The organism is Pseudoalteromonas rubra (genome assembly GCF_004212645.1).
In the GTDB taxonomy this organism is placed as follows: domain Bacteria; phylum Pseudomonadota; class Gammaproteobacteria; order Enterobacterales; family Alteromonadaceae; genus Pseudoalteromonas; species Pseudoalteromonas rubra_G.
In genome coordinates, this window is record NZ_PPUZ01000039.1 from 1 (window position 1) to 13,274 (window position 13,274).

8 protein-coding genes are annotated in these 13,274 nt (G+C 46.2%); 2 read left to right on the top strand and 6 right to left on the bottom strand.

Annotated elements, in window-relative coordinates; genetic code table 11:
• Nucleotides 1–393: 393 nt before the first annotated feature.
• Nucleotides 394–1,755: a hypothetical protein gene (locus C3B51_RS14300; RefSeq protein WP_130245474.1), complete on the top strand. Its 1,362-nt coding sequence runs from the start codon at nucleotides 394–396 to the stop codon at nucleotides 1,753–1,755.
• A gap of 276 nt (nucleotides 1,756–2,031) precedes the next feature.
• Nucleotides 2,032–2,904 carry a bile acid:sodium symporter family protein gene (locus C3B51_RS14305; protein ID WP_130245475.1) on the top strand — a complete coding sequence of 291 codons (873 nt, stop codon included), beginning with the start codon at nucleotides 2,032–2,034 and terminating at the stop codon, nucleotides 2,902–2,904.
• A 164-nt stretch (nucleotides 2,905–3,068) separates the two neighbouring features.
• On the opposite strand, the gene C3B51_RS14310 is transcribed toward C3B51_RS14305, so the two are convergent.
• The 6 genes from C3B51_RS14310 to C3B51_RS14335 all read right to left on the bottom strand — a co-directional run bounded on the left by C3B51_RS14310 (nucleotide 3,069) and on the right by C3B51_RS14335 (nucleotide 13,272).
• Nucleotides 3,069–3,461: a hypothetical protein gene (locus C3B51_RS14310; RefSeq protein WP_125717234.1), complete on the bottom strand. Its 393-nt coding sequence runs from the start codon at nucleotides 3,459–3,461 to the stop codon at nucleotides 3,069–3,071.
• Nucleotides 3,452–10,600 carry an FG-GAP-like repeat-containing protein gene (locus tag C3B51_RS14315; RefSeq protein WP_130245476.1) on the bottom strand — a complete coding sequence of 2,383 codons (7,149 nt, stop codon included), beginning with the start codon at nucleotides 10,598–10,600 and terminating at the stop codon, nucleotides 3,452–3,454. Before C3B51_RS14315 ends, C3B51_RS14310 begins: the two co-directional genes overlap by 10 nt.
• Before the next feature lie 230 nt (nucleotides 10,601–10,830).
• Complete coding sequence (locus tag C3B51_RS14320; protein ID WP_125717236.1) at nucleotides 10,831–11,181, bottom strand: hypothetical protein; 351 nt, start codon at nucleotides 11,179–11,181, stop codon at nucleotides 10,831–10,833.
• A 145-nt stretch (nucleotides 11,182–11,326) separates the two neighbouring features.
• Nucleotides 11,327–11,728 carry a hypothetical protein gene (locus tag C3B51_RS14325; RefSeq protein ID WP_130245477.1) on the bottom strand — a complete coding sequence of 134 codons (402 nt, stop codon included), beginning with the start codon at nucleotides 11,726–11,728 and terminating at the stop codon, nucleotides 11,327–11,329.
• Nucleotides 11,725–12,039: a hypothetical protein gene (locus C3B51_RS14330; protein WP_130245478.1), complete on the bottom strand. Its 315-nt coding sequence runs from the start codon at nucleotides 12,037–12,039 to the stop codon at nucleotides 11,725–11,727. The genes C3B51_RS14325 and C3B51_RS14330 overlap by 4 nt, the downstream gene beginning before the upstream one ends.
• A 471-nt stretch (nucleotides 12,040–12,510) precedes the next feature.
• Nucleotides 12,511–13,272 (bottom strand): sel1 repeat family protein, encoded by a 762-nt coding sequence (locus C3B51_RS14335; RefSeq protein ID WP_130245479.1) that lies wholly within the window; start codon nucleotides 13,270–13,272, stop codon nucleotides 12,511–12,513.
• Nucleotides 13,273–13,274: the final 2 nt, after the last annotated feature.

Genomic DNA, 13,274 nt, shown 5'->3' on the forward strand with positions numbered 1-13,274 from the left:
AAAAATTTTGCTATTTAGTTATTCTAAATGAGAAATTTTTAACACAGTTAGCGTCATATTTGCTCCTTCAAATTGAACAGGTATTCAGTGAAATTGGTATGAATACGTAATTACCTCTCGGTAGGCCGTGCAACAACACCTGAGCAAAGCATAACTTGTGTGAACACGGGTGCATGCGGCGAATGTTAAAAGCAATGAAGATCGCGCTTTTATAGCAATCCGTCTGTTTTGTTTCACATGCTTCATGCTCTGCCTTCACTTACATTTAAAAATAAACCAGCGACTTCGAACACACATTGGCCCTTTTGTACACAAGACAGTGACATCACTCTCTGTTAGAATGCTGTTGGCTTTAATATGTACGGATATAACTATTTATAAATTGGAGAAAATATGAAGTTTAAAGCACTCTGTTTGGCTACCAGTGCCGCACTGGCACTCAGTGCATGTGGTGGTTCATCAAACGATAAACCAGTTACAAGTAAAGAACAACAAACCACAACTACTACTTCCAAGCCTGAGCCAGAAAAACCAACTCCCGTGTTTTCGGTAGCAGCCACACTCATCAACGACTGCAGCGCTGTACCTAACCCTACTGTTGCTGATGTTATTTTCCACAGTGCCAGCGGCCAGGTTATTGCCAGTGCCAAAACGGGTGAAGACGGCAAACTCGCTCAAGCACTACCAGAAAACACACATCACGTTTCTTTAGTTACCAAGGCTATTGGTGGCCAGATACTGGATACACAGCTTTATACCCTGCTGGATGTTACCAACACGGATTATGGCACCATTGAGTTTGACCTGAAGCCAAGCTGTGACTGTGCAATGAAAAACGTAGATCTGAGCGCGCTTTCTGCCAGTCAGCCAGACTACTATATCAGCGGCCTTGTGAGTGAGGAGATATCGTTACGCGATCCTAAAACGGTCGAGCTGTGTGCCGAAAGTAAAAACACCATATTGCATATCAGTAATGAAGACTACAGTGATGTGCGTGGCGGTTTGTTTAATCTCGAAGGAGACGGCCCGCTTGAACTGACCGATGACGCCTTTAATAGCCAGGGTGTAAGGGTAAATATTGCTGCTTTACCATTCTCAAACGAAAATTACCCTAAATCCCGTGTATTTCTGAGATCATTCAATGACAGTGAGGAACTCAGCACTCAGATTATTACAAAACGTTACCTGCGACATAAGTTTATCTTCCCAGATCTTGCTACCACCAGCTATGCATACAACTCAATTACTGAGCATACCGTTTTGCCGGGCTTTGATATGTACACTTCATCGGCAGCTATAAACACCATTGCTGATGACGGTCAGCCAGTCATCACTGAGCCTTTGCTCTTCAACAGCGCTTTTCAAAATGCATTTGAGCAATTTGCCCAGTCTATGGCAGAGCAAAACAGTGGCAACCTGTTCGACTATGATTTTTCGGGCGTGGATCCGCGAGTTAACATGGTCGCCATTACCTTGCTGTGGGAAGACACTGTCAATGGTAATGTCCGATGGGAAGTCATGAGTAAACCTAAGGCAGTCATTCCCGACTTCGAATTTGGTACCAGTGTAAATACCAATATCACTACAGTTGAGGGGATTGAGATAAACCTGGATGTGGCCGCTCTGAACTTTTCGGGTGAATTTGACGCGCTCAGGCAGGAATTTCAAAAAGGGAACGTGGGTAACATATATACCGATACCTCGCTCCTAAAAGGTGCAGCCATTTACAGTTTTGAGATTAAAGAGTCTCAATAATTGCATGGCGGCAACGATATACATGATATTTCCCGGCACCCGTGGCGTTGTTAAACACACAAGCAACACCCACCAGTGACGGTATAAAAACGGCCAATTCGCGCAAAACAGATTGGCCGTTTTACTATATCTACCCCCAACCGCTTCCAGCAAAGCTCAAAATGGCTCATTGCCTCACTTCAAAATATCTCAACGCCAAAGATTTAAAAATCAATGTAACCATGTGCTGTTACGCTTGCTAAGATTAATCGAACCGGGCGCAACAAGGACAAAGACATGCCATCTGCATTAATTGAAATCGGCTTACCTGTCGCACTGATATTTATTATGGCGGGCGTGGGGCTCAGCCTGAAACCAGCAGACTTTCAGCGCGTGTATTTACAGCCCAAGAGCTTTTTTATTGGCGCGCTGTGTCAGTTGATCCTGCTTCCCTTGCTAGCAATGGCTGTCATTGCAGTCACTGGGTTAACGGGGGAACTGGCAACTGGCTTATTTATTTTGGCTTTGTGCCCGGGAGGAACTACCTCCAACCTCTATTCATACCTGGCCAAAGGAGATGTAGGCCTGTCGGTGTCTTTAACTGCCGTAATAGGATTTATCACCCCATTTAGTTTGCCATTTTTGGCCGCATGGGCAATCGGATACTATGGCCAAAATAATACCTTAATCGAGTTTCCTATCTTTAAAGCCTGGTTACAGCTTATTGTGGTCGGTGTTCTGCCAGTTTTGGTTGGCATGGCGATTAATGTCAGGTGGCCCGGCTTTGCTAAAACAGCCAGCCCCTATACCAGCTGGTTCTCAGTCGCAGTATTACTTCTGGTGATAATCAGCATCTGTTTTAAACTGGGCGATAAGTTGGTGAGCTATCTGGTACTGGCTGGGCCCTCAGTTATCACCTTAAACCTGATTTCAATGCTCGTCGGATTTGTGGTGGCGCACACTTTGTTGCACTGCACTACACAGACTCGCACCATTACTCTGGAGGTTGGCCTGCAAAATGGTACGCTCGCTTTGCTGGTGACCACAGGTCTGTTGGGAAATGAAGTAATGTCTATTGCACCGAGTATCTACAGCTTGTTTATGTTTATCAGTGCAGGCTTATTTACTGCCTGGGTGATTAAAGGACCTTCAATGTCCTCAAGCGGATAAGTCGGCTGCTCTGTTTAAATGCATTAAACCAAATTGACCAATTGCAACGAATTCAAGTTTAAACAACCAATGGAACTTACTTTAGGTATCAGGAATGCTCCATCACCGAAGTACAAACCAGAACAAGAACTCGAAGAGTGTCCTTGTTCTGGTTTGAGTGTGCTTTATTTTATTTTCAGCACATTCAGTTTACTCAGTTTCATGTCATTGAATGTTCCCACAGCATAAACATAACGTTCAGTATTAGATTTAGCATATTCCACAAAGGACTGATTACCTTCAAACTCTAACTCTACCGCTTCATAGAAACGGCGGTGCACAAGTGCTTCTTTGTTGTAAAACACGTAAGCTTTTTGTTCAAACTTTCCTTTCCCCATATGCTCTTTGCCTAACCACAGATAACCTTCAATCCAAATTACCTGCCCTTCATAAACAGAGGGCTTTGGTAGCAGTTCAAAAAAGCTTACTTTTTTACCATAGTTCTTACTAGCACTTGAGTCACAAGCAAGCAGTAAAAAGGTTAGGCAAAGTGCCTTAAGAATTATCGTTAATTGCATTTATTACCACATAATTTAGTTGTCGTACCACCAGTCTTGTAAGACCACAATGAAACATCTCCGCCCGAAGGTCCTCGGCTCAGAAAGACGGAACTCATACTACCACTTGTAACTGTTGAAGTGTCAGCCCCAGCTGTAAAACCGACATTTGAAAACCCATGAGAATGCCAGTCAGAGACTGGTTTAAAGTTACCAAATGTCGAATTACTTACAGTCACTGAGTCATGCATAAAATCAGTCACTATAGAACCACCATAGAATTTAGTTTCGACTTGTCCTAGCTTGGGATTGTAAACCATGTCATTTTTAAATATCTCGGCGCCGATTTCCATATCGTATTTTTCGGAGAGCGGGTGGACATTATCATGGAACCACTCAGCCACTTCTTCTGCCGTGTTAAAGCCACCAGAATTATTTTTCTTGTCGAGTTTAGACTGCAAATCCGACAGAGTTTTATTAATGTCGTTTACTTGCTCTTCCGTTAGATCTTTTACAGGTCCAGTAGACGACGCAGAGCGAGTTTCTTTCACTTCAGTTGTTTGTTCATTCTCTCTTTGCTTTGGTGGGTTCGGATTACCATCCGTGTCAGCACTCCCCTGCTGCTTTGTTTCAAGACCGTCAACACAACCACCACCTGCGGCCATATTCAGCATACAGGTTACTGCCTGACCTTTTGCAAACCCTTTGGCCCAGCCACCCGCAAAGTTCGCCAGTGCCGTACCGCCCTGATTGGCTGCCTGGATAATACCCACCGCCAGCTTTGCGTAACCATAATATGAGTAGGCTGTCAGCAACCCGCTGAGCACAGTCGCCGTCACACCCGTAATAATCCCTTGAGTGATTGCCGCATTCAGTGCCCAAATTGCTATCGTCGCAAAGATATAACCACTGGGGTCTGTTTTATTCAGCGGGTTATTTACCACATACGAATAACGGTTCAGGTTCTGAATATTCTCCGGCGCCTGTACCATAGGGTCTGCCTGTAAGAAGCGCCCCAGGATTGGGTCGTAAATACGCCCGCCCATGTGCACCAGGCCCACTTCATCCATTTGCTCATGACCCGTATAACCTCGTAACGTCAGTTTGCTGGTGAACTTATTCTGGTCGCTATAGTCTCTCGCCCAGGTGGTTGCATTTCGGCGTGCTCCAAACACATCAAAGCTCATCACCTGCTCTTTCTTACCACTGGCATCCGCAATCACATGTGTTGAACCCAGATGGTCGTCCAGCATAAAGCGTGTGGTCGCCTGGTTGTTCACTGTGGTGATCAACACCTTGCCTGCAATATAGCGCTTGCTCACCCAGGTACTCTGACCGCCATAGCGAATGAACTCCACATTGCCCACATAACGGGTTTCCTGTGCGATTGGAATAAAGGTCGTGATGTCCTCATGGAGGAGAGGTAGCAGCAGGCCTTTTTCACCGCCAAACTCCGTACGCTTATAACGCTTACCCGAACCTGAGTAGGCAAACTCCATCCAGTAGTCATCTTTTTTGATATAAACCGGCTTATGGAAGGTGTTGTACACCAGCTCACGGGCGTTGTCTTTCACCATATTACCCGCCGTATCGTACTGGTAGGTATTGGCTCTGTCACCCGTAACCTTGGTCACCGCATGCGGACGACTCGACTGATAATGATAGTGACCCACCCCCGTTTTATAGGTGATGTTACCCAGCTCATCGTAGTTGATGGTGGTGCTCGGTCCCCCTGAAATCGCGCTGCTCGTGACCCGGTTCAGGCTGTCGTACCCAAAGGTTTCTTTTTTACCAATTGTATGGTCCTGACGATAATTCAGGTTGCCCAGCTTACTCCAGTTGTAAGTCCAGTTCTGTAACGTGCCGTTACCCGTTGACTTCAGACTGGTCAGTAAGCCTGTGTTCTCATCAAACACTTTAGTGCGGGTAATACGACTGCCCAGCTTCTCAGTGGTGATATTACCAAAGGCATCACTCGCCGTGGCCTGCCAGACCGTACTGTTAGTCTGCAAGTCTTTAAGGTAACTCAGGTGCTTGTGGGCATTATAGTGATACGTCACTGACTTGCCCGAGGCATCCGTTTCCTTAGATAGCTGACCGGCGTTGTTATACGTCCAGATTTCCTTATAGGTGCTGCCATCAATCACCGTGTGTTTTTCACGGGTGCGACCAAAGGCATCGTAATAAAAGCGCTCAGTAAAGCCGCTGACCTTATCTATGGAGCTTGACACTTTCCCCTTGGCGTAACCACCAGAATCATATGTGTAGACCACATGGTGCTCAAGCTTAGTGCCATTTCGCTTGCGCTGCACCTCTGTCGTCCGACCCAGCACATCGTACTGATAGGTGATCACATTACCATTGCTATCTGACTCGCGCGTTAACTGATGGTAGGCATTATAGCTGTAATTGATGGTCCCCTTGTCAGGATCGATAACCCGGGTTTTATTGCCATACTTATCAAAACTGACCTGAATTTTATTGCCCTTAGGATCAGTCAAAAGACGCGTCTTACCCTTTTCATCATACTCGTAGTAAGCTGACTTGCTGTTTGCATCTGTGACTTTGACCAGCAAGCCCATCGTATTTTTCAGCTGAGTATGCTTCTGGTTTGACGGGTTAATCGTTGTGACACTTTCACCGTTGTACTCGGTTTTCCAGATAGAGCCATCGGCCTTAGTGACCTGCACAACCCGGTTTTGCTTATCGTATTTATACACATTCCAAAGTGGTGTACCACCGTGGAAATACGGCATGGACTCTTTGTACTTACGCCCTTTTGTATCGTACACATAGTCAACATTGATAAATGTGCCGCTCAGAGACATACTGGACTCACGCAGCACACGACCGTACTTATCAAAATACTGTCGGCTGGTTGGGCCACTTTCCGAGACATTTTCCTCGTAATAGGCAGCGCCACTGACACAGCCACTGGTGCACCAGTATTTACTCTGACTACTGCTCAGCGCAACCGAGCTGCTTTTACTGGTATTATTCGCCGGGGTCGAAATCTCTCCTGTCAGACGACCTAGTTTATTGTAAGTATAGTAAGTACGCTGACCATTGGTGGACTGGGTGTAAGACTTGCGACCCAGGCTGTCATATCCGATGGTGCTGCGATGCCCCAGACTGTTTTTCTCACCGGTCACCAGGCGATAGTTACTGTCGTAAAAAGTTTCTACCGTTTTAGTCGGCAAACCTGATTTAGAGACTGTTTTCTTGCTAACTAGCCCATATCCATTGAGGGTATAATTTATGACAGCTCCGTTGTCAGCGTTAGACTTGATCAATCGCCCTTTGCTGTCATACGCAAAAGTGGAAGTATGGGTGTTCTGATAGTTCCCTTTATTTGTGCCGTTCAGACGGTTCAGATAACGCTTGGTTTCCACCGTTTTAGTGAGTCGGCCACCATAGTAGCTGTCACTATAAGTATTTGTTGTCTCTGTTTTCGCATAGCCGTTTTTCGTATCAACCACACTACTTTGCTTCAGTGGATTACCAAAACGGTCCACTGAGGACACCGTTTTGGTTTTGGTTGATATGAGCGTCAGGCTGCTAACATCCGTATTATAAGTTTTAGTGATCGTGGTCGATGGATACACCAGGTAAGGTTTCGTGCTGTTGGCGGTCACAAAGCTTGTTTCCTGCTTGCGACCATAACTCGACGTCATATCTGATTTCAGACGCCAGATGCTGGTGTTGACAGACGCCGTACTCATAGTCGCAAACTGGGCGCTGTCCGCACGTACCGGTGACGCCAGCGCACCATTAAAGCCTTCTGCTGCACTGAATGTCTCTATCGGCGCAATTCTTGGTAACTCACAGGCTCGGTCTGCTTCCCAGCGACAGTTACAGGTCTCAGGGAATACTTCACACGGGTCAACAGGCCCGCCACCTGAGCCACCGCCAGAGCCGCCACCTGAACCACCACCGGAAGACGTATCACTGCCATAACGCACATACGTCTGAACCCGCTCCGGACTACCCCGATAGTCGCCATCCTGACGATACGTCGTGACTATCTTTGTGCCGCCATTAACGCTTTCTACTTCTATCTGACGGAAGCCCAGCATACCACGGCCCACCTGCGCCTTCGCACCATGGTACTTGTATTTAATGGTGTCGCCATTTTTAATCAGTGCACTCACAACCCGTGCTCCTGACTTCATGTCCGTTACACGGCCATTGCCCCAGCTCTTGGTGCGGGCATCGCTGTGTGGTGTATAGATATTGCGATTATTCAGCGTCGAGTACGACACCGTCGTATACGCACCAAACCCGTCGCGTACCGATGTGATCAGGTTGGTCGGTGCATCCGAGTTCTGATACAGACCCATACGCCCCTGAAATACCAACTTGTCCGCTGCACCGTCACCGGTGACATCCATAAAGGTCGTAAAATCATAGTTCGACCCATGGGTGGTCAGTTTGCGATACGTGAAGTTTGTTCCATTGTAGAAGTAAAAATGGTCACCATGATCTTCCCGGTATACCTCGGGGATCCCGTCACCATTGATATCAAACACTTTCAGGCTTGGCTTGTCATAGTTAAATAACTTAATCCCGCCAGCAAACCCTGTGCCTGTGTTGATCCGTGCATACCAGTCATTGTTGCTGTTACGGTACAGAATATCTGCCAGACCGTCGCCATTGAGCTCAACCGCCTGGATGTCTTTATACGAGCTGGTACTGCCTAAAGAATAAAGCTCTGTGAAAGTGTCATTCCCGGTTGAAACCAGGATTTTCCAGTAATAACTGTTACGATAGCCCTGAGTGGTAATGGGGCCTGATGTCCGGCTCAACGACTGCATCTGCGCGGCCTGCTGCTGCGCCTGCTTTTCCGCCTGCAATAATGCTGTGGCTGCCGGGCCCCCCACCATATTCACCGGATTAAGCTGACTCATATCAACCGGTGTAATGGGCGCTGACTCACTGCTGGAAGCGACTGTACCACCGCTCAGGCGCTCCACCTTGCCACCAAATCGGTCTGCCAGGCTTGAAGACGCCGTCAAACGGCTGCTACTGGTCGCCATTGGCGTCGGTTCAATCCCCCTCGGATCTTCACAAAATGGCGGCCTTCTACATGGAGGATCAATATCATCGTAATAGGTACTGACTCGCACTTTTGCTAAGAAATCAGCACGACCGTCGCCATTAAAGTCCATCGCCTGAAAGGTGTTGTCTTCTTTATCATACGACATCATGGTCGCCGTTGAGCCACTTGGGGCCGACAAGTTAAACTTCAGCGCTTTTGCAGCCCCACTGGCCAGGCCATTTTTGGTGCCTTTCTGATAAGACAGCTTGTTGCCCACAAAGTGCAGCAGCTCCGGATAACCATCCGCGTCTATATCTAAAAAGCGCGTGTTGTCGTCCGAACTCGGCTTACTGATCCCGGTCAGTTGTGTAAACGTGAAGTTCATTGCTGACGTATGACGCATCAGTTGCCAGTACTGGCTGCTGCCCTTCATATACAGGATGTCGTCTTTGCCATCCTTGTCATAGTCAATCACTTTCCAGGTTTTGCGGAAAGTTTTCGTGGCAATATCATGAAAACGGCGCTCATCGCCAAACCCGCTGCCCGTGTTCGGGATCATGTATAAATGATCTGACGAGCTGCCGCGGTCATTACGCACATAAGCGATATCCGTCAGGCCATCCCCATTGAAGTCCATAAACTGGTGCGCTTTATAACGGCTGTTTCTGGAGTAATCACGACCAATGTCTGACCCCAGACGAATGCTGCCGCGCGTCTTCCAGTTAAATACAGTGGGTGACAGACAGCTGTTGTCCGACGAGCAGGCCTGCACTTTTTGCAGCGCACTTTGTGTGACGCCAGTGCCGATATAGCTGTACGTCAGCTTATACTTACGCAGCAGGTTTCCTGAGTAATAGGAATCGATTTGCTTCAGACGTTTGGTCAGGCCAACCTTGTTTCCTTTCAGATAAGAAACTTTGTGCTTATCGACACGGTCTTCCCAGATAAAGCGAATTTCATTGCGGGTGCCGCCCGTGCCGTGGCCTGAGTACTTCACCGCCGTTGGGTAATATTCCAGGCTGCCACTGACCTTGGTGTAGTGATACGTATAGTAGTTGCCCGAGGCATCCTCAACACGCTTCAATGCCCAGGTAAATGCCTTACCCTGACTTGCGTTAATCAAAGCGTCCGAGGTGCTGCTGTACTTACCATAGGTATATTTATTGCCTTCTACGTCCGTCACCGTGAAGGCATACGGGCCTGTGCTGGTGCTGGAAGTATGGGCAATGATTTTTTGACCACTGTTCTGACGGGTACGGTATTCCGTGTTGTTGGCACCATAAGTCTGACCGGATTTCACAATCAGGCGCTGACCGTCCAGACAAAAGCGGTCATTGGTGTCAAAGTTGACCGCCCCGGCCTTGCCGTCGGTTTCCATGTTCTGCTCACAGCGGGTAATGGCACTGAGCCCGCCAATCGCAAACCCCACGCCCACATGACCATTGTTGGGGTTAGACGCATAACTGAGCGACACTGATGGCTTCAGTCCGCCCGTTGATTCGCCCGTTGTGATGGGAATGGAATAAGTAAACTCACCACTGGGTGACACGTTACTCTCTGCCGGCAGTGAGCCCACATAATCGTTGGTGTTAATGGCCGAACTCAGACCCGTCGCCTGAGCATAATGCACCAGCTCGGCTGACGGGTTAACAAAGTCACTACGAAAATCATAGTTCACATCGCGTACCTGCATCTGTGTACCGATGTCACGCAGGTCAATGCCAATACGGTAAGGGCGCACCTGGCCATTTGAAATGAGCAATTCATGTCCAAGGTCGGACTGCATCAGAATATCGGGCTGACCATCTCCGTCAAAATCGCTGCGCAGACGCTTACCGATCACATCCAGTTCGTTGCGCAGTGCCGTAAAATCTTTTTTTGACAGATATTCCAGTCTGTATCCGTTTGCCGTTTCTACCACTCGCACATAAGGCATGGCGTTGTGGACACGAATACTGACCGGGGCGTCGTCCGCCGTGGTCACCTGTTTAACAGGCTGCTGATAATAGAGATGGCCGTTGCTGTCTCCCCAGACATCACTGCTGGGGGTGACCGGACTGGCCTGTCCCGACACACTAAAAGCCCCTAGCATCAAGGCCAGAGTTCCTTTGTACTTAAACATGTTTGCTCACTTTGATTTTTATTTTTATCTCGCGTTGATACCTGTCTGCACTGGCACACATTCAATTTGAAGCCGCCCTGCAATTAGCGCGAACAAAGTGCGCACTTTTCTCGCCTGAGCCATGACCAGTGTTATAAAAAGACTAACCGAGTCTTACGCACAAATGCCTGAATGCAGTACTCTGAATTGAGCAGATAGGTATAGCCGTATCGACAATTAAGCCGGTGATGTTATTCAACCACCTTCACTTCAACTGCATCGATTTGGCAGCTGGCTGAGGCCTGATTAAAAGTAAGCTTAACGGGCAAGTTAGCAGCAACCGCAGTGAGTAGCATAGACTGCATATTACGGTAATTCTCACTGGTTTTATTCAGTGCCGCCGCTTCATCTTGGTCAAGGTTACATGCCAAAGTGGCATTGGTGCCCTGAGGGAATTTCACTTTTACCTGCGTTGTATTCGCAACCACAGAAGAAAATACGACATTCGACACGCCTTCACAGCTGTATTTGTTGCAGCTTGCCGCCGCCTGTCCTGCGAAAGTGACGAAAAAAGCAGAGAGTGCAAGTGTAGAGAATTTCATTATTATAATGTCCTATTGAGAGTTATCGGTACAATGATACCTAAAAAGGAACATTAAAAAAACTTTAAATTCACATTAACAACAACAAGAAACCAACCTTTCAGCTAACTAAATGGCTTCTTTATCAAATTTAGTAGTAGGTGCCTTACCTTACTTCTTTTTGTAACAAGCACCTTAGTAGTCGTTGTGCTGATTTAGCCATCATTCTGCCACTCGCTGTCATATAAGTGTTACGTGTGGTCTGCTGGATATCTGATGGGCTCAGTAAACGATAAAAAGACGAGCTATGGGAGTGTACATCAGCGACTGCACCGGAAACAACAGACAGGCTAACACTTTCAGATTCAAATTGCGTTTGTAGTTCACCTGTAACAGCTTTACCATTTAACTCCGTAATCATAGCGCCAATTTCAATACTGTTTTCAGCGATAGTATCGATTTCAAGCGCAAAGTCACCTACAGCATCATCTACATTGTACGACTCGGTACTCTCACGTATAGAACCTAAAGCAGATACAGACAACGCGGGGTGTCTGCGCAGCTTCATTGAATAACATATAACGTTGAAGGCTCTACGAAATCATGAAAACAACGAACGGAGCCAACTTCTAATTTTTTCCCCGCCATAAATGCGGCTAAAGCGACAGAAAACTGTCCTTCGGTGCCCGGTTTAGTGGGATCCATACGCAGTTGGCTCTTGTTCGGACAAGTTCCACTTGAAAATGGTTCTTTTAGCTTAACAAAACAAATACCTGAATCAGTATCACAGCCAACCGCTGTAGGCGTTACCTCTTCAGCTACAGCTGAGGAAACAACAAAAATGAATAGTGATACCAAATAAAATTTTAAATTTAACATTTAGACTCCAGTGTTTAGTGAGATTATAACGCACGTCCTGAGACCCAAGCATTTATCTTTAAAATCAATATACTGGACAAAAACAGCATTGTTTTATCCAATTGATTTCGCCAAATACAAACCTGATAACAACACCATGTGTGATGCCTCCATCCTACACGATATGCTCGGAAAAAACGGCTCCCTAATTTATGCTCGGCGTCTTGAATCACTAGGGATAACGCAGGATGTCCGTATTTTTCCCGCTCCCATACACGTAACGAAAACAGATTAAGTTGGGTGTTTTTGCTTGTCAGAGCAACACATTTATAGCAGACTGGACTAAACACCATGCATGGCAAAGCGGATACAAAACAAACGAGATAACGACAACTCGCTATCTCGCAGGCCTACTCGCTGACATCGCTGGAGCGTCCATATATGTCATCTTAATTCTTGGCACTTCAGAGTTGAATTCGGGATCTATTAAATTTACTTATCAACAGGTAAAATTGGTAGCATCCCCATTCCTTTCAATAACTTTTCTGCAGCATCATACCCATTTTCATAAGAGAGCATTAGGTAGTAATCTCTTTTTTCTTCATCGTATAGCGGTGTATTCGAATAACCATAAAACCCGGCCAATACATAATAGTACTCTCCTTCATGCCCTTTAAAGCTGATTCTGCTCAAATTATCCAAAACTTTTAGCATTCTAATTTTATCTTGCTTCTCAATAAGCACATCCATCATCACCTTACCGTATTGCAGTGCGATTTCCTTACTCCCTTTATTATAGTTTCTGGCCAGAATATCCCCAAGTTTATTCTTGTTACTATAACGCCCATGATCATACAAAGAGTATAGATTATATAATGCATCCAGATCCCCTTCCTCAGCAGCTCTCTCTAGCAACACCACTCCTTTTTTAAACTTTTCTGGATTACTGGAGTTAGACCAAAAAGTGCCAGCCACAAAGAAAATATCTCTATACTTCAAATCTAACAAGGGCAAAAAGTAAGATTCTGACTTTTCAATATTTTTCTCTACACCATAAAGTCCATAACCATATACTAAAGATAATAAGTAGTTAGATAAATTCTCGTCCTCATGAGAGTCTGACAACAACAAGTCCATTACGTCATCTTGCTTTAATTTCCCTTCTCTAAAAATATCAACTTCAACATCCTCCAAAGTCAATTCGGCTTTCAAAGAAAAACTAAAAAAAATAAAGAACAACATTATTAATTTCACAA